Genomic DNA, 20190 nt, shown 5'->3' with positions numbered 1-20190 from the left:
AAAATATCAAATATTGTAACTTTTCACATCGCGGAATCGTTGTTATGTTATCAAATGGAATGCAGGAAGGAGATGAGCAGTTGGAACGGGAGATAATTAGGGAGAAAATACACAATTGGTATTTTGATTACAGTAATGATATTTTCAACTATGTTTTTTTTATTGTAGGTGAACGGGAACAGGCAAAGGATATTCTTCAAGACACTTTTATCCGCGCATTTAACAACTATAATTCTTTTGACGGGAGAAATGCTAAGAGCTGGCTTTTTCGGATAGCACGGAATTTATCAATTGACCATCTAAGAAGGAAAAAACCAATTAGATACTTTTTAGACTCTTTTCCCTTGGTAACATCAAACGATCCAGGACCTGAACAAATTGCCATGTTAAATGAAGCGGAAAGGCAATTATATGTTTCATTGAGTAAGCTAAAGCGTGATTATAGGGATGTCATTATTTTAAGGAAAATAAAAGAGTTTTCCATAAGCGAGTCCGCTCAAATCCTTGGTTGGAAGGAAAATAAGGTAAAGGTTACTTTGTTTAGGGCGATGAAAGAACTGAAAATAGAGCTGGAAAAGGAGGGATATACCAATGAAACAGTATTCCGGAGAAGTGAATGAGTTCGATCGGGAATTTAAGTCTATGAATAAAAAGATTAGCCTAACCAAAGTGGAACAAAATCATGTTTTTGAACAAATGAATGCAAGGATGGGAGATGGGCTTCGGAAACAGAAAAATCCCTTAATTCCGTGGAAATTCATGATAGCTGCATCAGGAGCGGCCTTGTTATTCATCATATTAGCCATGCCAGGACTTTTAAGCGGTGTTCTAGTCAATTCAGGAAAAGCCATGACAGCTATACAAGCGGTCGAAAAACATTATGAAGCTTATAACAATAGGGATTATGATGCCTATTATGACCTGCAAAGTAAAAGGTTAATGGAAACTCAAGAGAAACAAACAGGTATGACCAGGGAAGAGTTTATTAAAAGTTGGAGAGGTGCAAATTTTCCAACCGTGGAAGTGAAAAAGATTCAGGAATTAAATACAGAAACCGAAGAGGGCACTATCGTTTCGGCAACTGTTTATGTTCCCATTTCGACTCGCGGAGCTGCATATACTGAAGTAACCACCTTTAAAGTAATCAAAGAAGACGGTGAATGGAAAATAGATGAGGTTGTTAGTGTGAATAGGATTAATTAATAGGGTGAAGTAAATGAATGAGTAAAATAGTTGCTCAAATCCATGGGGACCATTAAAGCTTTCTCCCTTAAAATGCGAAGTTGTCCAAACTCCTGAAAAGGAAGTTGTCCGAGCGAGTATGTACAAAACATTTTTCTTTTAAAAGAAGGTATGGTTGAATCTTTTCAACCACTTTAGCGTCTAATAAATGACAAAATCAACTAATACCAGTTCGAAAGGTCTAAAAAAAATCTTTTGGGAAACTGGTTGGCAGCACCACCATTCACTTTCATCGTTATTTTAAAAGAAAAATGCTTCCTGCCATATGTAAATTAAAAGGAGAACTCTTTATGAAGGCAATGGTCTACACTAAATATGGAACCGCTGGCATTCTAAATTTAACGGAGGTAGATATGCCTGCTCCAAAGAACAATGAGGTATTGGTAAAAGTTCATGTTGTGTCCGTAAATTCCTGGGATTGGGATCTCTTGAGAGGAAAACCTTTTCTGGCACGCCTTGGGGGATTGCTAAAACCTAAATATAGGATACTCGGCGCGGATATAGCCGGGACTGTAGAAGCAGTTGGAAGCGATGTAAACAACCTTCATATCGGTGATAAGGTATTCGGGGATATTTCCTGGTGTGGCTGGGGTGGATTTGCGGAATACGTTTGCGTTCGTGAAGAGGCGTTGACGTTGAAACCAGGTGGTATGACTTTCGAGGAAGCGGCGGCAATGCCTCAAGCGGGAGTCCTTGCCTTACAGGGGCTTCGGGATAAAGGTGGGATTCAAGCTGGCCAAAAGATTTTAATCAATGGGGCTGGCGGTGGAGTCGGGACTTTCGCGCTGCAAATCGCCAAATTATATGAAGCGGAAGTCACTTGTGTGGATAGTGCGAAAAAATTGGCAATGCTCAAGTTCCTTGGGGCAGACCATGTTATAGATTACACTCAAGAAGACTTCACCAAGAATGGGCAGTTGTACGATTTGATCCTGGATGTCGTAGGAACGCGGTCAATTTTTGAATACAAGCGAGTATTAAATCCAAATGGCACATATGTGATGGTTGGGGGATCGCTTTCGCTTATTTTGCAGCTATTGCTCATAGGGCCTGTTATTTCAAAAAATGAGAGGAAGAAGTTGGGCATCCTGGTTCATAGGCCGAATAAAAAGGACCAAGATTTTTTAAAGGAGCTTTTCATTGCAGGCAAGGTCGTTCCGATTATAGATCGACAATTTTCTTTAAGCCAGACGGAAGAAGCGATACGGTACCTTGGAGAAGGACACGCCAAGGGGAAAGTGGTTGTCTGTATTATAAATAATCAGGAAAATTAAATGATGGCAGTGTCTATAATGGTTTTACTAACGTTGTCTCCTAAGAAGGCATATTTCCTCATTTCCAGTATAGATAAATTATGGTAATATACGTAAAGAATATACATACTGGGGGACATTTGAGCATCATGAAAATCTTAAGACTGGTGATACTTGCTATTGGCGTCATATTAACTGGATGTTCTAAGGAAAGTAACATTATAAAAGATAACATTCCAAAAACGGTACAAAAATCAGTAGATATAAATGATGGAGCAGGCTCAATAGAAAATAACTCTTATCCAGAGGAAGATGAAAATCTACCTCAAGGGGAAACGGAAGAAATATCACCAGAAAGTTACATACCAATAAATGAGGAGTTTATTCGGGGACAATGGCTTGATGTTCGTATTAAAAAATTGAGTGATCTGTGGAATTATAAAGAAGATGGTACGTTGGAGAGAATTTCTGCTTCTGTATATGAAGATGTTAAAATCTCAAGCTACTCAGTTTTTCATGAGTTTATGGAATACGATTCCAATGGCCTTAAGATTTTTAACTCTGTATATAATGAATACAATGATGAATTTGGTGACATTGAAGTCGAAATTGAGAGGATAAATGAAGATTTTCTTATCTATACGAACAAAAGTGGAAGCGTTGATTATTCCGTGAATTTATTTAGGTTGGATTCGGCTCTAGCTGCTAAGATTCTAAGCCAGACAAAAGCAGAGATGTTTAGAGATCAATGGGTGAATCTAGACAATGTCGAGCGAGAAAAATTACTATCCGATATACTATCTGGACTTAAAAAAGAAAAGCCAATGATTAAGCAAGATATCGGGTATTATAAAAATTTTATTGACGAATTATATTACATTAAAAACAGAAATAGTACTATTCCATTTCATCAGTTACTGGGAGTTGCAATTCTATATGGAAATGCTGAGGCGGATGGTGTTATAGAGAATTAGAGATAAGAATATCATCTTTATTTTAAGTGAAAGAATCCTTAAAAAAAGAGCATCTACTTTGGAGTGAAGTAGATGCTCTTTCAGCTAAAGGAGAATATTTCTTCGATGATAATTCAAATATGATTTCATCCAAAAAACTCCTCAACGAGTTCATGGATTTTTTCAGGTTTTAAAAATGGTGAAATCGATTTTTCTGTTTGAAGCGTGAGGGCGGCGCCGGCAAGGCCGAGTTGGCAGGCGTTCATCAACGATTTACCATTCATGAGTCCGTATATTGTGCATGAACCAAAGGCTTCACCAGCTCCAGTGACATCAACAACTTCCCTTTGGAAAGCTGGCAAATGCCCGGATTCATCGGCGGAGCAAAAATATCCCCCTTGGTCCCCCAGCGTGATAATCACTTTTTCAACTCCGCGCTGCCTAATTTTTTCACAAGCAGTTTGACAATCATTAATTGAGTCAATCTTGATTCCTGCAAGGATTTCCGCTTCCTCACGGTTTGGGAGCACAAGTTCGACCCCGTCCAAGCGAGATGGAAGTTTTTGCGCCTTGGCCGTTGATACAGGGTCAATGTACAGAGGAATGCTTTCATCTTTGCAGCGTGTAATCAAGTGATTTATACAATCGCTTGGAATGTTCGTATCCAAATAAACAGCTTGGGAGGCAGCGATATGTGACCATTTTTCCTCGAACATGGAAATGGTCAACTTTTCGTATATATTCATATCGGCCATGGAAACAATGCTTTCACCGTCAATATCCAATAAAGTGGTAAAAGTCCCCGTCCGTTCGGTAGGCAATACCCATACTTGGCTGACATCAACTCCCTGGCCCTTCGTTTCTTTCAGGATCCAATTCCCTTCTTTGTCATCCCCCAGACAAGTCATTAGAGAAGCACTCACGCCGAGCCGGCTTAAATTTTCCGCGAAGTTGCGGGCCACCCCGCCAACAGCCTCGGTTATTTTGACCGGGTTGGAAGAATACAGCCGCACTTTCTTTTCCGTTCGTGCTTTCCGGTCCGTGTTCGCGCCTCCAATGCAAATAATCGATGATTCTTCCTTCAGAATATAGCCTCGCCCTTTAATTTCGCCGCGTCTCGTCAGGCTGCTAATATAATTCGCAACGGCAGGGCGTGACAAGCCAACAATGCTTGACAATTCCTGCTGGGAAATAAAAGGATTCATTCTTATCAAATCCAAGATTTGTTTCTCTTTATCCATGGAAGTTTCCCCTCCCCTTTAAACAACAGCTTATTCCATAAACATAAGTTTGTAAACGCTTAATTTTACAACGATTAACAAAATGTGTGCTGGTTGGACACTGTGGTACCAACCTTATTCAGATTTTCATTCTATTGGAAATAAATTATACGTTATCGAAAATGGACAGACAAACGATAGTTAATATCCTGATGCCAGAGGAATAGCCAAGTTGTGTTTTATTTACATCCAAATCATTGCTGAATAAATAATAGGTACGAGTTAAATAATGAATATGTATCTGTTCAATTTCATTTTATCTAGTCGAATAAATCCCGTAATACGAAGCTTTTACCGTCTGTCCACAGACGGTGGGTAATTATGGGATTATTTTTTTCTGGTAATATGGTTGACTTTCGATGATGAAAACGTATACTAAACTTATGTTTATTTAATAAACTTTTGTCACGAAGGGAGGTTGTAGGAGTGACGAAGGATCTAACTAGAAACGAAAAATTGGTTTTGGAAATGGTTCGGGCAAACCCGTTTATTTCTCAGGAGGAACTGTCGGAATTAATGGGACTCCCAATGGCCTCCATAACGAGCAGTATTTCTGAACTAATTAAGAAAGACTATGTTTTGGGCAAAGCGTTTGTTTTAAATGAAACATCCCCAATCATTTGCATTGGCGGGGCTAACGTTGACCGTAAGTTTTATGCAAAAGAGGAAATCACGAATGAGACTTCCAATCCAGTGAAATCTTCTACTTCGGTAGGAGGAGTAGCGAGGAATATTGCTGAAAACCTGGGGAGATTAGGCGAGGAAGTACTTTTACTATCAGCCAGGGGCAATGATTCAGAATGGGACATGATTTATGAATTGTCATCACCCTTTATGAATTTGGAGCATGTGGCCCAATTTGAACATTCGTCAACAGGTTCCTATACTGCCGTTTTAGACAAAAATGGTGACTTGACAGTCGCATTGGCAGATATGGATATTTATGAAAATATTACACCTGAGTTGTTAATAAAAAACAGCAACCTGCTTAGGAAAGCGAAATGTATTGTCGTTGATTTGAATTGCCCAGGAGAAACGATTGACTTTCTCAGTGGTTTTACATCAAAATATCATATTCCATTAGTCGTTATCCCTGTTTCAGGGCCTAAAATGAACAGGCTTCCTAAGAACCTGAATGCCTTAACGTGGCTCATCGTAAATAGGGATGAAACTGAAACCTACATGGACATGAAAATCAATGATGAGCATGACTGGAAAGAAGCAGTTAAGAAGTGGCTCGAATTAGGCGTGAAAAATGTCATAATCACGAATGGTTCAAAAGGTGTTATGGCGGGATTTGAAAACGGTGAAATCCGTTATTATCCGGCCATTAAAACGCCAACAGTTGTCGATGTGACAGGCGCGGGAGATTCATTTTGTTCAGGAGTTGTTTATTCCTGGCTACAAAAGAAGGACCTCGATTACATTATTAAATCTGGTTTAGTCAATGCACACAAAACCATTATGTCTAAATATACAGTGAGACAAGAGCTATCCCAACAACAATTCAAATTGGATATGGAGGAATTTCAGAATGAAACAGTATATTGAACTATCCGCAGAGGTACAAAAAGCGAAAGAGGAGGGCAAAGCGATTGTAGCACTTGAATCCACAATCATTTCCCACGGTATGCCTTATCCACAAAACGTCCAAATGGCCCGCGAAGTTGAACAAATCGTTCGCGACAACGGCGCTGTTCCTGCAACAATCGCGATTATTGATGGAAAAATTAAAATCGGCTTAACTGATGAGGAATTAGAGCTATTCGGTAAAAGCAAAGACGTTGCAAAAGTATCACGCCGTGACCTGGCTGCAATTGTTGCAACGAAAAAACTTGGTGCGACTACTGTTGCCACAACAATGATCTGTGCTGAAATGGCTGACATCAGCATTTTCGTAACAGGCGGTATCGGCGGCGTTCACAGAGGCGCGGAAACAACGATGGACATCTCTGCCGACCTTGATGAATTGGCACAAACAAATGTAGCGGTCGTTTGCGCGGGTGCGAAATCAATCCTCGACCTTGCTCTTACCCTTGAGTACCTTGAGACAAAAGGGGTTCCTGTCATCGGCTACGAAACTGAAGTTCTTCCAGCATTCTATACAAGAAGCAGTGAATATAAATTAAATTTCTCCACTGATTCAATTGATGTAATCGCTGAAACATTGAAAACGAAATGGGAATTGAACCTTCAAGGCGGAGCGGTAATCGCGAACCCAATCCCTGAAGAGCATGCGATGGATGAAGATTACATCAATGGCATTATCGCTGATGCGGTTAAAGAAGCAGAGGAAAAAGGCATTTCCGGTAAAGACACCACACCATTCCTGCTTGGAAAAATCAAGGAATTGACTGAGGGCAAGAGCCTTGTCGCAAACATCGAATTGGTAAAACACAATGCGAAAGTTGGATCCCAACTCGCAGTTAGCTTCAACAACAAAACAAAGTAATTAAACGAATAAAACCAACAACTTCTATAAAGTGGCGTCATTCGCTTTATAGAAGTTGTTTTATTAAAAAGGATCCTGAAAACGTTAACAGAGTAATGTAAATTTATTGACGGGGTGAATGAAGTGGATAAGAGAAAAATTATTTTGGATTGTGATCCAGGACATGATGATGCAATAGCAATTATTTTAGCAGCCGCACGGCCGGAATTAGAAATTCTGGGAATCACAACGGTTTCAGGGAATGCGGAGATTGAAAAAACAACCGATAATGCTTTGAAAATTTGCGACTTGGTTTCATTGACAGATGTCGTAGTCTCAAAAGGTGCAAGCGATCCTTTGATTCGCGTCCGCGAAACAGCACCCGGCATTCATGGGGATTCAGGCCTGGATGGTCCGGAGCTTCCTGAACCATCACGCAGCTGGAGTGATGAACATGGTGCCGACACCATTATTAGACTAGTAAAAGAGTCGAACAAGCCAGTTACTATTTTACCTACAGGGCCATTAACAAATGTTGCATTGGCTCTAGCGAAAGCACCTGAAATTAAAGATAATATAGAAGAAATTGTTCTTATGGGTGGCGGGACATTCGGTAACTGGACACCAACGGCTGAATTCAATATTTGGGCCGATCCGGAAGCCGCTAAAAAAGTATTCGATAGTGGCCTTCCAATCGCGGTAATGGGACTGGATATCACTCACCAGGCCTTGGCAACTAAAGAAGTCATTGATGAAGTTAATAAAATTGATAACAACGTTGCCAAAATCGTTGGCGAACTGTTAGTGTTCTTTGCTTCAACGTACAAAGAGATGTTCGATTTCGACGGCGCGCCAGTACACGATGTCTTGACTGTTGCCTACTTGGTCGCACCGGAGTTATTTACGATGAAGGATGTAAATATCGCAGTGGAAACAAAAGGCGAGTATACAGCGGGAACGATGCTGGTTGACCTCCATGGAGTTACCGGCAGAGAAGTAAATGCCAAGTTCGGGCTCGAGCTTGATGTAGATGGCTTCTGGAAGCTAATGATTGACGCGTTGAAAAAGTACTAAGGGTTGGGTGGTTGGTCATCCATTTGTCCCTGCCGCATGATTCGTGACAACCATATACGAAAATCCGGTTTGGCTGTCACGAAAAGCAATGATTCGTGACAACCAAGATCGAAAACCTGGTTCGGTTGTCACGAAAGGTAATGATTCTTGACAACCAAGTTCGAAAATCCGGTTTGGTTGTCACGAAAGGCTATGATTCGTGACAACCAAGATCGAAAACCTGGTTCGGTTGTCACCAAAGGTAATGATTCGTGACAGCCAAGTTCGAAAATCCGGTTCGGTTGTCACGAAATGCCTAGATTCGTGACAATTGCAGGCGGAAATTCAGTTAGGTTGTCAGACAAATTTTCATAGGTTACAAGAGAACACTTTTGCTATTCCCGGCTAAATGAAGCCGGGTTATTTTTTGTTTTAAAATAACCGCCAACTCTTCGTAGTTTGAGGGAGATTATGCTAAAATTACCAGTACCAGCTTGTTGTTTACTTTTAAAAACATTCGAAACCACTTGGAAAATACAATGTTAACGGAGGAATAAATATGCCCCTTAATGGCTGACCAAGAAGAGTAATTCTAGATTTGGCAGTGACTTTGGATGGTTTTATAGAAGGCAAAAATGGTGAAGTGGACTGGTGCATCATGGATTCTGATATGAAGTTCACTGATTTCCTTAATCAAATTGATACTATTTTTTATGGGAGAACGAGCTATGATTTATGGGGGAAATATAAGCTGGGTGCTGAGGCTTCCGATGCCGAAAAGGAGATGTGGGAACTGATACATAGTAAGAAAAAATATGTATTCTCCAGGACACAGAATCGTGATGAAAATCAAGCGTCATTTATAAATGATAATATCGTTGAGGAAGTTAATAAATTGAAGAATCAGCCTGGTAAGGACATCTGGCTATATGGCGGAGCAAGCCTTATAACCACTTTTATAAATTTAGGGCTTGTTGATGAATTCAGATTATCTGTTCACCCTGTAGTCTTGGGAGACGGAAAACCATTATTCATTGACATAAAGCAGCGAATGGATCTTAAACTGGTTCATACAAGAAGTTTTTCCTCTGGCGTTGTACAACTTTGCTATCATCTTAGTAACGAATAAGGTAATCTCATTTACCCTAAAGAGAAGCGAACGGAAAATTTTAACAAAGGTTTTAAATGGCAACCCCTCCTTCTTCATGCTACGATTATATTGAAATATTATTAAAATTAGGAAAAGGGTGGCAGCATGAAGAAGATTTTAATGGTATTGGTGTTACTATGCTTTGTTTCTCCATTCAACGCAACCGCAGAGGCTTCAACGTCAAAGGTATGGTGGGACGGTTCGGAACTAAAGCCGGGTCAAATTGGGAGAGTTACAATAATTAAAGGAGCTATGTTGTTTAAGTTAGAGAAAAATTCATATCTTTCTCCTGTTCGTCAACTTAACCCTGGCGAAGTGTATCGAGTATATACAACGAAAGTTAACCGTAATATCCCGCTTTATGGTTTAGGCGGCGGACTATATGTGGCGCAAGAACCGGGCACTACTCCTGGTTATCTAAAATACGAAACTCCATCAAAAGAAAAACTCGCACTTGTAAACAAGCCTTCATCAAGTTCGGAAACTCAAGCCTCGATCGTAATGTGGGATAATGCTGAATTAAAGCCAGGTCAAATTGGGAGATTAATAGTTATGGATGGATCTCCTGCCTTATTGAAGGTTAATGAAGAAGGAAAGAAAATACTTGTTCGCTATTTGGAGCCAGGTGAAGCTTATCGAGTCTATACATATACTGATGGTGTTTATGGAGTTGGCGGCGGGTTAATTGTTGGTAAAAATGAACCAATTAAATATGAAACTCCATCGAAAGAAAAACTAGCCTTAGCAAATAAGAAATAATCATTGAAAAGTGCGTTGATCCGGGTAGGATTAACGCACTTTTTTGTTGAGCATTTTTAAAAAAACGCAAAGTCCTTTAAATAAGAGAGGAATGTTCAACGTCTGCTTGCGTAAAACTGGCGATGGAGCTGATGAACTTGCTCCGCTAGTTCAGGAACAGGGCCGTCTATTGGGGTATCGCGAATAACATCTTGAATAGAAAGATTCCGAACGCGCGATGGAGCAACTCCCATTTCACTCAACCATTGTGCCAGCTGTTCGGATGAACTTGCATACACGATCCGGCCTAAACCAACCCAACCGTGGGCCGCAGCACACATAGGGCAATGTTCGCCAGAAGTATATACGGTCGCCTTGCTTCTTTCTTCGGGGGTCATGTTCGCGGCTGCCCATCGCGCCAAAGCAAATTCCGGGTGTTGTGTATGGTCTCCACCGGCTACGTGGTTATGGTCTTCTGCAAGCACTTCTCCATTAGCTGAAACAAGGACTGAACCAAATGGCTCGTCACCTTTCTCCAGCGCGATTTTGGCTAATTCGATACAACGGCGCAGGTGCTTCAAATCTGAATCATTTATCATAATTGAATCCTCCTCGTCTTTTTTATTTTTTTCAATAATAATCCATAGACAAGACCCGTTTTGGGAAAACTTGTCTTATTAAAACCTGATCTAATTTATATATCAACTATAGCATTTTCAACGTAAGCGTCAAACAAACCCTACCTCATCCTTCTGGTGGGGGAGAAGTACTACACGCAGGTTTTATTTCTTTAAAAAAGCAATAGGGACATCCTTTTTATGTAAAAGCAGGAATGGTAAGGAGGTATTAAAAAGGGGAATTCTTAAGAGACTTTAAATTTATAATAAACCTTTATTGACTATTCTAAAATTATAGGTATATAATTTGGGTGAAAGCGATAACAAGATTGAATATTATTTTTTTTAGAAATTTTGTAAACCGGTTTCTAATTAGCTCATCAATTGGCCTTTAACAGTCGCATATGTCATTTTTTACTCGATCTTTACTTCTTCGGCTTACTTTTAATTGAGTAAATATATTTTTTAGGTTTTTTGTAAACCGGTTTCTAAAAATTAGTAGTTACATAAAATTCATTTCCGAACGCCCGGCTACCAGGGAGTGAATTTAAAAAGCATTGCCCTTTTGTGAACCGGTTAACTAAATCGGTAAACAACACATCATATTTTTAGTAAAGGAAGTGGGTTGATTATATGAGGCATAGGGCCCAAGGGGATAAAATCCGGGTAACCATCAATGATGTAGCAAAAAAAGCAAACGTTTCCAAAACTACGGTATCCAGATATTTAAATGGAAAATATGAATACATGTCGGAAGAAACAAAGGAACTACTTGCAAACGTTATCAACCAATTGGGATATCGTCCAAGTAATCTGGCAAGAAGCTTGAAAGCTAAGAATTCCGATGTCATTGGCTGCATTATTGCCGATATTGGAAGCCCGTTTTCATCAATTGTTTTAAAAGGTATCAGTGATTATTGTAATCAATTGGGTTACAACGTATTATTCGCAAACATAGGCAATGATCCGGAATATGAGAAAGAAAGCATTGAATCATTATTGGATAACAAAGTAGATGGCTTAATTATTAACACCACCGGTAAAAATGATGACTATCTTCTATCACTAAAAAATGAGGGAATCAACATTGTCCTGGCAGACAGAAGTTTAAGCACTCCCAATATGCTGGATACGGTATCGACGAATAATTACGATGCAACCTATGATTTAGTGAAATATTTATACGAAAAGGGCTACAAACGGGTAGCGTTTTTTACCCAGGATATGACGGTTATTAGTAGCCGTTACAAACGCCATGAAGGGTTTAATGACGCTCTGAAAAAATTTTTTAATCAGGATGGGAATTTGACTACCTATGTTGTCGACATTGATGATTCGCAAAATATAGATGATAGTTTAAAAGAATTTGTAAGCGTTTCAAACGGTGAGCCCGCTGCGATTTTTACCGTTAACGGTGTGACGTTACTAAAGGTTCTCCATGGTATGAAGCGACTGAATATTGAAATCTCCCCGCAAATGGGAATATGCGGCTTCGATGACTGGGGTTGGGCGTCTCTGATTCCTCCTGGAATTACAACCCTGACCCAGGAATCCTATGAATGCGGCGTTCAATCTGCCAAACTTTTAATCGAGCGCATTAAAGAGCCAGGCGAATTCGAACCACGATATATAGAGTTGCCGGCTAAGCTTGTGAAACGGGGATCTACAAATCCTGAGCTATTAAAGGAGGCTGATCATAAATGAATAAACAAGAAGCCAAGGCACGGCTGCAAGGGAAAATCATCGCGGTTATTAGAGGAAATGATCTTGAAGAGGCTAAAGAAATTTGCAAAACAATCGTACACTCGGGAATTACCACTTTGGAAGTTACCTTCAGCCTTCCGAAAGCAGAAGAACTCATCCGTACGCTGAAATCTGAACTTCCGGAAGCCGTCATTGGAGCGGGAACGGTATTAACGAAGGAACAAGCAGAATTAGCTATCACAAACGGAGCAGACTTTGTCGTTTCTCCTTGTGTTGTCGAAGAAGTTGGTGCCTATTGCAAAGAGCATGAAATCTTTTGCTCACTAGGGGCTGCTACCCCAACCGAGGCTTATCATGCCTATCTGGCAGGAAGCGATGTGGTGAAATTGTTCCCAGGCGAATGTGTATCGATGAAGATGATCAAAGGGATTAAAGCACCAATGCCATTTATTGATATGATGCCGACCGGGGGAGTGGATGATTCCAATATTAAAGACTGGTTTGAAAGCGGTGCCTTTGCAGTAGGATTAGGCGGGTACTTAACCAAAGGCATCCATACCGGCAATCTGGATGTTTTGAAGCAAAGATGTGAAAAGATATTACACGCATTACAGTAGGAGTGTGAAGAATTGAAAAAGGATCAAATTGCCATTAATACACTTGTCTATCTTGAAGATTTAAAAGCTGGCGTACCTCAAAGTGAGATGCTTGACTGGGTTCATGAACTCGGATTGAAAAATATTGAAGTTAGAAGAGAGTTTATTAAAGACCGCAAAGAACTGCAGGATATTAAAACGAAATCGGAACAATATGGAATGAATGTCTTTTACTCCATACCCGAGGTGCTTTATGAACATCAGAAACTAAACGTTGAAACGCTGGAACTGTATTGCAAGGAAGCTTATGACATGAATGCCTCCGCTCTCAAACTAAATATTGGCGAGTATGGCCAAGTTTCTGAAGCGGATTTGAAAGAGATTACTAGATTGACTGAGAAATACTTCGTCAAACTCACTGTCGAAAATGATCAAACAGAAAGCAATGGAAGGTCACAAAAAATAGTTGATTTCCTGACCGAGGTGAAAAAACTTGGCGGACCGATTACCTTTACGTTCGATATCGGAAATTGGCTGTTCCAAGGGGAAGATCCGGTTGAAAACGCCAAACTGCTCCAGCCTTTTGTCACTTACATTCACATAAAGGATATAGATCAAGAAAAAAATACAAGGCTGTTGAACGACGGGCTAGTCGAATGGAAAAGAATCATCGAGATTTTACCAAAAGAAATACCGGCTGCCATAGAGTATCCGATTTCGAAAAAAGACGTGCTAGTTTCCGAGATTCAAAAACTACTAGACATGTAGGAGGTGATTCTCAAAAAACCATACGACATTTTAGCTAGAAACTTTAAGTATTCATTTTGAAATAACTAACTAGGGGGAAAACATAATGGCATTAACGATCGGTATTATTTTATTGCTGACGTTTATCGGATTTATCGTTTATGCAGTTAGAGGCGGAAACCTCATGATCGGTTTCTTGGTTATGGCAGTTATTTGGTCAACGCTTGGCATAATTGGTGGAGAAATTACTTGGGACCAAGCCATGACGCAGATTTTCCAGGGCGGGCCTGAAAGTTGGGGGCCGACGGCAGTTGTCGTTGTGTTTGGTAGCTGGTTTGGGCAAGTGTTAGTAAGAACGGGTGTCGCATCGAAGATTATCCGTATGACTGTTGAGCTCGGCGGGGACAAGCCGCTCATTACAACTGTCCTATTGTCGGTCGTAACTGGTTTAATTTTTACAAGTACGTTTGGTGCAGGCGCGGTTGTCGCGATTGGGGTTATTGTTCTTCCAATTCTATTATCACTCGGTGTACCGAAATCTCTGGCTGTTTCTTCCTATATCATGTCAGTCGGTTCAGGTATGTATGTCAACATCGTGTTATTTAAGCAAATGCAAGCAATCTTTACAGACTTCCCATACGACGGAAACTATTTGAAATTTGGTTTTACAGCGATGGCTGTTCAATTGCTTGTTGTTATTCTTATGTTGTCGGTCAGGCTTCGCAAAACAAAACCTAGCCGCGCGTGGGCTGCAACAGCGTCTAGCGGTGATAATCAACATGTACCAGGAATTGCGCTTATCACGCCATTAATACCGGTTGTCCTTGCAATCGGATTTAACTGGCAGCCGATTCCGGCGTTCATAGTAGCAGCATTATTTGCATTATTTGTTACCGGTAAAATCAGATCTTACAAAGATGCTGAAAAAGTTATTTCGAAAACATTCTATGATGGCGTAGTTGACGTTGCTGGACTACTTGGTTTCTTGTTCATTCTTCCAATGTTCAATAAAGTATCAGGTGCTGTTTCACCATTCTTTGAAAGTATTTTGGGCGGAGTCATGCCAACCAGCACATTAACGGTTGCCCTTCTATTCATGGTCATTGCGCCGCTTGGTTTATTCCGTGGCCCATTAACCGTATTTGGTGCCGGTGCTGCGACGATCGGGATTTTAACAGGAGTAGGTGACTTCCCATTGGCATTCTTATTCCCATTGATGTATATCCCAACAATTTCAATGAATATTTCAGCTTGTCCTACTCAATCTTGGAACCTATGGTCCATTAACTATACAAAAACAGACACAAAAAGCTTCTTGCTTTCAGGTGTACCTTGGGCATGGGGTGTATCGATCATTAACATTGCCATTGCCTATTTGATGTTCGGATAAGAAAAGGATGCAGGAGACCGGTGATTACCACTGGGCAATTTTTGCGAAAATCACAGAAAGAAATCGGTTGTTCCTGGTGAGGGAGCAGCCGATTTCGGCAAAGTGATAACGTTTTGAAATGGAGGAGTCATCATGGCCAAACGAGCTATTCGCGTCGGAATCGACGTTGGGGGAACTCATACAAAAGCAGTCGCAATAGATAATGCAACACATGAAATCATCGGCAAAGGTTCGGTCAAGACCACTCACGATCATCCAAGTGGGGTGGCAGCAGGTGTTATTGAAGCGTTTAAATTATGTTTAACAAAAAACAATATTCATCCTGAAGACGTTATTTTTATTGCTCACAGTACGACACAAGCGACAAACGCACTGTTAGAGGGGGACGTTGCCGAGGTTGGGGTAATTGGAATTGGAAGTGGCGGCATTGGCGGCTGGCTGGCAAAAAAACAAACGAAAATTGATGATATTGATTTAGGTACAGGCCGAATCATTAAGACACACCATCGTTACATGAAACAAAAACAAATAAATCAGGAAACAATTAAAAATACAATAAGAGAATTAAAAGACGACGGCGCAGGGGTTTTTGTTGCTTCCAAGGCATTCGGTGTCGATGATTTGACTGAGGAAAAGGAAATCCAAAAACTTGCTGATGAGCATGGCATTCCTGTATCAGTTGCCTCTGAAATCAGTAAGCTGTACGGCCTGACGCGAAGAACGAGAACTGCCACCATTAACGCGAGCATTTTACCGAAAATGCTGGAAACGGCAAATAGTACAGAAGGCAGCGTTCGCCAAGCCGGGATTCAGGTACCATTGATGATCATGCGCGGTGACGGCGGAGTTATGGGAATTGATGAAATGAGAAAGCGTCCCGTCCTAACGATGCTGTCAGGCCCTGCCGCCAGTGTTGTTGGCGCTTTGATGTATTTAAGAGCTTCAAACGGTATTTATTTTGAAGTTGGCGGAACGAGTACGAACATCGGCGTTATCAAAAATGGACGCCCGGCTGTTGACTATTCCATCGTTGGCGGCCATCCAACGTATATTAGCTCCTTGGACGTCCGTGTATTGGGGGTAGCCGGAGGAAGTATGGTCCGCGCATCCAAAGAAGGCATTGTTGACGTGGGGCCAAGAAGTGCCCATATTGGCGGGATGCCTTATGCCGTCTTTACACCAATTGAAGAAATCGTCGACCCGCAAGTTGAGTTCTTCTCTCCAAAAGAGGGCGACCCTGCAGATTATGTCTATATTAAACTGAAAAACGGCAACAAAATTACGATTACAAATAGCTGTGCGGCGAACGTATTAGGATATGTAAATCCTGAACATTATGCATACGGAAACCCTGAGGCTGCCCGAAAAGCGATGGAGCCGCTCGCGAAATATATGAATAAGACAGTCGAAGAAGTAGCAGCGGAAATATTACAAAAATCGTATGAAAAAATTAAGCCGGTTATTGAAGATTTTGCGGAAAAATATAAGCTTGAAAAAGACCAAATTTCCCTCGTTGGCGTTGGGGGAGGCTGTGCATCCCTACTGCCATTTACCGCGAAAAATATGGAGCTGGATTACAGCATCCCGGAAAATGCCGAAGTTATTTCTTCTATTGGCGTGGCCTTGGCGATGATTCGTGACGTCGTTGAACGGGTAATCCCAACACCAACGAAAAAGGACATCGCGGATCTCAAGAAAGAAGCCGCAAGCATGGCGATCGCCAACGGAGCCGTTCCAGATTCCGTTGAGGTTCAAATCGAAATCGATTCGCAGACGAATAAAGTAACGGCGATTGCAATGGGTTCTTCGGAAGTTCAAGCAACAGATTTGTTAATGGCCTTAAGCGAAGAGGAAGCGAAAGAAATCGCTGCCAAATCAATGGGTGTTCCGATTGGGGAAGCCGAATTGATTACGAAGAGCGATGTCATCTATGTCTTCTCCGCCAAAGGAAAGAAAGAAGGGGCAAAACAAGTCAGAATCATCGACAAAAAAGGCTTCATTAAAGTACAACGTGGGGACGCAATCGCTGAAAAGTGCACAGTCGCACAAGCACAAGAAGTGATCGCCCAAATGTGGGAAACATTAGCCATCTTCAAGAGTGATATTAAATTAAGCCCGGATATTTACCTATGTATTGGCGGGAAGGTCTTGGATTACACCGGCATGCTCGATAAAGAGCAGCTATACATGGTCGTTGATACAGAATTAGGAACGATGGAGCCGCATGAAGAAATCATTATCGTCGGAGCAAAAAATGATCTATGATCGCTGAAAAAGTGAAGGTTTTGACAAACATAACGGATCAAGAGTGGGGTCAATATGCGTTCAGCAGAGACCCTCTCAACCGTAAAGTGGCGGATCACGAAAAACAGGAACTGATTGAAAAGGCCATTGAATGCGGCAAACAAAAAGCTGTTCAGGTAAGGCAAAACTATCCCGTTCATTCCGTTAAAGAAATAGCCGCCAGGATGAACGCAAAAGTAAGGTTGGAAGATTCATATGGCACTGAAAATTATATAATGTTTGCTTGTTATAACAGTCCGGACAGCATTACGTTATTTAAAGATAATATTGGATATGTCAATAAATTGATCCATGAACATCAGCTAAGGTCCATGCTTAATGATGTTGACGTCGAGGAGCTTTTAATCGCCCATGAATTGTTTCATTTTATTGAAGAGCATGATGCTGATATATTCACAAACAACACGAAATTAACCCTTTGGAGACTCGGGAAATTTCACTATAAATCTCGATTGTCCGCCCTTAGTGAGATTGCCGCGATGCAGTTTGCAAAAGACCTGCTGGAGCTTGACTTTAACCCATTCGTTTTTGATGTGTTAATGTTATTTCCTCTTCATGAAGGGAAAGCGGATCAATTATTCAATGAAATTACAACGATCACAAGGAGTTAATCTAAATGAGTAAAGTACTGTTATTTGGTGAGCCAATGGCGATGTTTACAGCGGAAACAGAGGGTCCGCTCGAGGAAGTCGAGTTATTCAGAAGATCATTGGCCGGTGCAGAGGTGAATGTCTGTACAGGCCTTGCCCGGTTAGGCCATGAAGTATCCTACGTAACAAAGCTTGGACAAGATCCAATGGCACTTTATATTAAAAACTTTTTAAATCGGGAAGGGATTGGGACTGAGTTCTTAACCTTTGATCCTATTTATAAAACAGCCACTCAATTAAAGAGCAAGGTTTCCGAAGGGGATCCTGTAGTGGCCTATTATCGCAAGGGGTCAGCTTTTTCACATACGAGTGCGGCTGATATTGATCAAATCAAATTAGAAAATGTTGAGTTAGTCCATGTAACAGGGATTCCGCCGGCATTATCATTAAGCTGCCGTGAAGCTACTTTCCGGTTAATCGATCGGGCAAAAGAACGTGGCATCACCATTACCTTTGACCCAAATCTTCGTCCAAGCTTATGGGAAAGCGAAGACGCCATGATTAAAGTTATCAATGAAATTGCTACTAAAGCCGATTTGATTTTGCCGGGCGTTTCGGAAGGATTGATTTTGACAGGAACGGATGACCCTGAAAAAATTGCTGACTTCTATCAGAATCTTGGCGTCAAAGAAGTCATTGTCAAGCTTGGAAGTAAAGGTGCTTACGTCAGAACTGAATCCGAAAGCTTTTACCAGGAAGGCTTTAAAGTCGAAAAAGTGATCGACACAGTCGGAGCAGGAGACGGTTTTGCAGTAGGAGTCATTACTGGTAAACTAGAGGGTCTGTCAATTCAAGATACGATTACCCGCGCGAATGCGATTGGTGCAATTCAGGTCACATTTGTAAGCGATAATGAAGGCCTGCCAACAAGGGAAGAATTAGACCACTTTATTGCGAGCCATCAAAAATGAAACTTCAACTAGCTGTGGATCGGGTATCGATTGAAAGGGCGATCGAAATCATCCGTGAGGCCGAACAATATATTGATATTATTGAAATCGGCACTTCGCTGATTAAGGATTTTGGACTCGAATCTGTGAAGCGGATCAGAGCTGAATTCCCCGACAAGGCTATTTTGGCCGATATTAAAACAGTCGACGAAGCTGAATATGAATTTGAAGCGATTTATCGGGCTGGTGCCGATATTGCCACCGTTCTCGGCGCCGCTTCATTTGAAACAATCAGAATCTGCCAGAAGGTCGCCCAAAAACACCAGAAGGATTATATGATTGACTTGCTTGAAACGTCACCTGAAAAGCAACTGGAACTGAAACAGTTTTCAGATGGAATCCTTTGCGTGCATCTTCCATCCGATAAAAGCACAGGATTACAGGCATTAATCAAAAGTACGTTGGCGCAGATTCATGATTTTCCAAGATTGGCTGTAGCCGGGGGAATCAAACCTGAGAATATCGCTGAAATAAAGAAAGCCAATTTTGAAATAGCAATCGTCGGCAGCAGTATAACGAAATCGGCTAGTATTCGTGAATCTGCAAAACTGTTTAAATCGTTAGTGGGGGGAGAAGAATGAACCTGCTTGATGCGATTTTAAAAGAAATCAATGAAGTCGTTTCGAAAGTGGACGAGCAATCACTGGCAGATGCCGCGGAGTATATTACAAATGAAAGAAGAGTCTTTGTGGTGGGTGAAGGCCGCTCGGGGCTTATGGCAAAAGGGTTTGCGATGAGGCTCATGCATTTGGGCTATGAAGTATATGTAGTCGGCGAAACGATCACGCCGGCCATTAAAGAAAATGATGTAGTCGTTGCGGTTTCCGGCTCTGGAAAAAGTGCGAACGTCGTATCCGATGCGAAAAAAGCAAAGGAAAAAGGAGCAAGAGTCCTGGCGTTTACGAGCAATTTGGAATCGGAGCTGGCTCGGGGAGCGGATGCGTCTGTATTAGTGCCTGGGACCATACGAGGAGACCAGGGCGATAACAGAAAATCAATTCAATTGCTAAGTTCGCTGTTCGACCAAAGTGTCCACATTGTTCTCGATGGTTTATGTTTATATTTGAGTAAACGTGATGGCGTATCCAATGATTCGGCTACGCGGAAGCATTGGTAATTGCAAAAAAGAACT

General features: G+C 41.2%; 20 protein-coding genes. 18 read left to right on the top strand and 2 right to left on the bottom strand.

Going from position 1 to position 20190, the window contains the following annotated elements:
- The first annotated feature begins 44 nt into the window (after positions 1-44).
- The 4 genes from RB160_RS06720 (at position 45) to RB160_RS06705 (ending at position 3469) form a co-directional block, all read left to right on the top strand.
- Positions 45-620: an RNA polymerase sigma factor gene (locus RB160_RS06720; protein WP_316569458.1), complete on the top strand. Its 576-nt coding sequence runs from the start codon at positions 45-47 to the stop codon at positions 618-620.
- Positions 592-1203, top strand: a complete 612-nt coding sequence (locus RB160_RS06715; protein WP_316569457.1) for a nuclear transport factor 2 family protein — start codon at positions 592-594, stop codon at positions 1201-1203. Before RB160_RS06720 ends, RB160_RS06715 begins: the two co-directional genes overlap by 29 nt.
- Before the next feature lie 329 nt (positions 1204-1532).
- Positions 1533-2516: an NAD(P)-dependent alcohol dehydrogenase gene (locus tag RB160_RS06710; protein WP_316569456.1), complete on the top strand. Its 984-nt coding sequence runs from the start codon at positions 1533-1535 to the stop codon at positions 2514-2516.
- A 119-nt stretch (positions 2517-2635) separates the two neighbouring features.
- Positions 2636-3469, top strand: coding sequence for a hypothetical protein (locus tag RB160_RS06705; RefSeq protein ID WP_316569455.1), 834 nt, complete (start codon positions 2636-2638; stop codon positions 3467-3469).
- 125 nt (positions 3470-3594) lie between these two features.
- Here the strand turns inward: RB160_RS06705 and RB160_RS06700 are convergent, their stop codons facing one another.
- Entirely contained in the window at positions 3595-4689 is a 1095-nt protein-coding gene (locus tag RB160_RS06700; RefSeq protein ID WP_316569454.1) for a carbohydrate kinase, read from the bottom strand.
- A gap of 465 nt (positions 4690-5154) precedes the next feature.
- Here RB160_RS06700 and RB160_RS06695 point away from each other — a divergent pair, with 465 nt between their 5' ends.
- The 5 genes from RB160_RS06695 (at position 5155) to RB160_RS06675 (ending at position 10121) form a co-directional block, all read left to right on the top strand.
- Complete coding sequence (locus RB160_RS06695; protein ID WP_316569453.1) at positions 5155-6279, top strand: carbohydrate kinase; 1125 nt, start codon at positions 5155-5157, stop codon at positions 6277-6279.
- Positions 6263-7180 carry a pseudouridine-5'-phosphate glycosidase gene (locus RB160_RS06690; RefSeq protein ID WP_316569452.1) on the top strand — a complete coding sequence of 306 codons (918 nt, stop codon included), beginning with the start codon at positions 6263-6265 and terminating at the stop codon, positions 7178-7180. Before RB160_RS06695 ends, RB160_RS06690 begins: the two co-directional genes overlap by 17 nt.
- Before the next feature lie 123 nt (positions 7181-7303).
- On the top strand, positions 7304-8233 hold the full coding sequence (locus tag RB160_RS06685; protein WP_316569451.1) for a nucleoside hydrolase: 930 nt from the start codon (positions 7304-7306) through the stop codon (positions 8231-8233).
- A gap of 568 nt (positions 8234-8801) precedes the next feature.
- The gene (locus RB160_RS06680) at positions 8802-9341 is read left to right on the top strand and encodes a dihydrofolate reductase family protein (protein WP_316569603.1); all 540 of its coding nucleotides are present in this window, start codon (positions 8802-8804) and stop codon (positions 9339-9341) included.
- Between the two features lie 126 nt (positions 9342-9467).
- Entirely contained in the window at positions 9468-10121 is a 654-nt protein-coding gene (locus RB160_RS06675; RefSeq protein WP_316569450.1) for a hypothetical protein, read from the top strand.
- Between the two features lie 95 nt (positions 10122-10216).
- Here the strand turns inward: RB160_RS06675 and RB160_RS06670 are convergent, their stop codons facing one another.
- Positions 10217-10699, bottom strand: a complete 483-nt coding sequence (locus RB160_RS06670) for a nucleoside deaminase (protein WP_316569449.1) — start codon at positions 10697-10699, stop codon at positions 10217-10219.
- 651 nt (positions 10700-11350) lie between these two features.
- Here RB160_RS06670 and RB160_RS06665 point away from each other — a divergent pair.
- From RB160_RS06665 to hxlB, 9 genes are all read left to right on the top strand, one after another.
- Positions 11351-12421, top strand: coding sequence for a LacI family DNA-binding transcriptional regulator (locus tag RB160_RS06665; protein ID WP_316569448.1), 1071 nt, complete (start codon positions 11351-11353; stop codon positions 12419-12421).
- Positions 12418-13038 carry a bifunctional 4-hydroxy-2-oxoglutarate aldolase/2-dehydro-3-deoxy-phosphogluconate aldolase gene (locus RB160_RS06660; RefSeq protein WP_316569447.1) on the top strand — a complete coding sequence of 207 codons (621 nt, stop codon included), beginning with the start codon at positions 12418-12420 and terminating at the stop codon, positions 13036-13038. Before RB160_RS06665 ends, RB160_RS06660 begins: the two co-directional genes overlap by 4 nt.
- 12 nt (positions 13039-13050) lie before the next feature.
- On the top strand, positions 13051-13785 hold the full coding sequence (locus RB160_RS06655; RefSeq protein ID WP_316569446.1) for a sugar phosphate isomerase/epimerase family protein: 735 nt from the start codon (positions 13051-13053) through the stop codon (positions 13783-13785).
- Between the two features lie 85 nt (positions 13786-13870).
- Complete coding sequence (locus RB160_RS06650; protein WP_316569445.1) at positions 13871-15154, top strand: gluconate:proton symporter; 1284 nt, start codon at positions 13871-13873, stop codon at positions 15152-15154.
- Between the two features lie 132 nt (positions 15155-15286).
- The gene (locus RB160_RS06645) at positions 15287-17419 is read left to right on the top strand and encodes a hydantoinase/oxoprolinase family protein (protein ID WP_316569444.1); all 2133 of its coding nucleotides are present in this window, start codon (positions 15287-15289) and stop codon (positions 17417-17419) included.
- A complete protein-coding gene (locus tag RB160_RS06640; protein ID WP_316569443.1) occupies positions 17416-18069 on the top strand; it encodes a hypothetical protein in 654 nt (217 codons plus the stop codon). The genes RB160_RS06645 and RB160_RS06640 overlap by 4 nt, the downstream gene beginning before the upstream one ends.
- Before the next feature lie 5 nt (positions 18070-18074).
- Complete coding sequence (locus RB160_RS06635) at positions 18075-19019, top strand: sugar kinase (RefSeq protein ID WP_316569442.1); 945 nt, start codon at positions 18075-18077, stop codon at positions 19017-19019.
- Complete coding sequence (locus RB160_RS06630; protein WP_316569441.1) at positions 19016-19639, top strand: orotidine 5'-phosphate decarboxylase / HUMPS family protein; 624 nt, start codon at positions 19016-19018, stop codon at positions 19637-19639. The genes RB160_RS06635 and RB160_RS06630 overlap by 4 nt, the downstream gene beginning before the upstream one ends.
- The gene (hxlB, locus tag RB160_RS06625; RefSeq protein WP_316569440.1) at positions 19636-20175 is read left to right on the top strand and encodes a 6-phospho-3-hexuloisomerase; all 540 of its coding nucleotides are present in this window, start codon (positions 19636-19638) and stop codon (positions 20173-20175) included. Before RB160_RS06630 ends, hxlB begins: the two co-directional genes overlap by 4 nt.
- Positions 20176-20190 lie beyond the last annotated feature (15 nt).

The organism is Neobacillus sp. YIM B06451 (genome assembly GCF_032667185.1).
Taxonomy (GTDB): Bacteria; Bacillota; Bacilli; order Bacillales; family Cytobacillaceae; genus Bacillus_D.
Note: the sequence above shows the minus strand (reverse complement) of the source record. Positions and strands in the feature narration are given on the sequence as shown.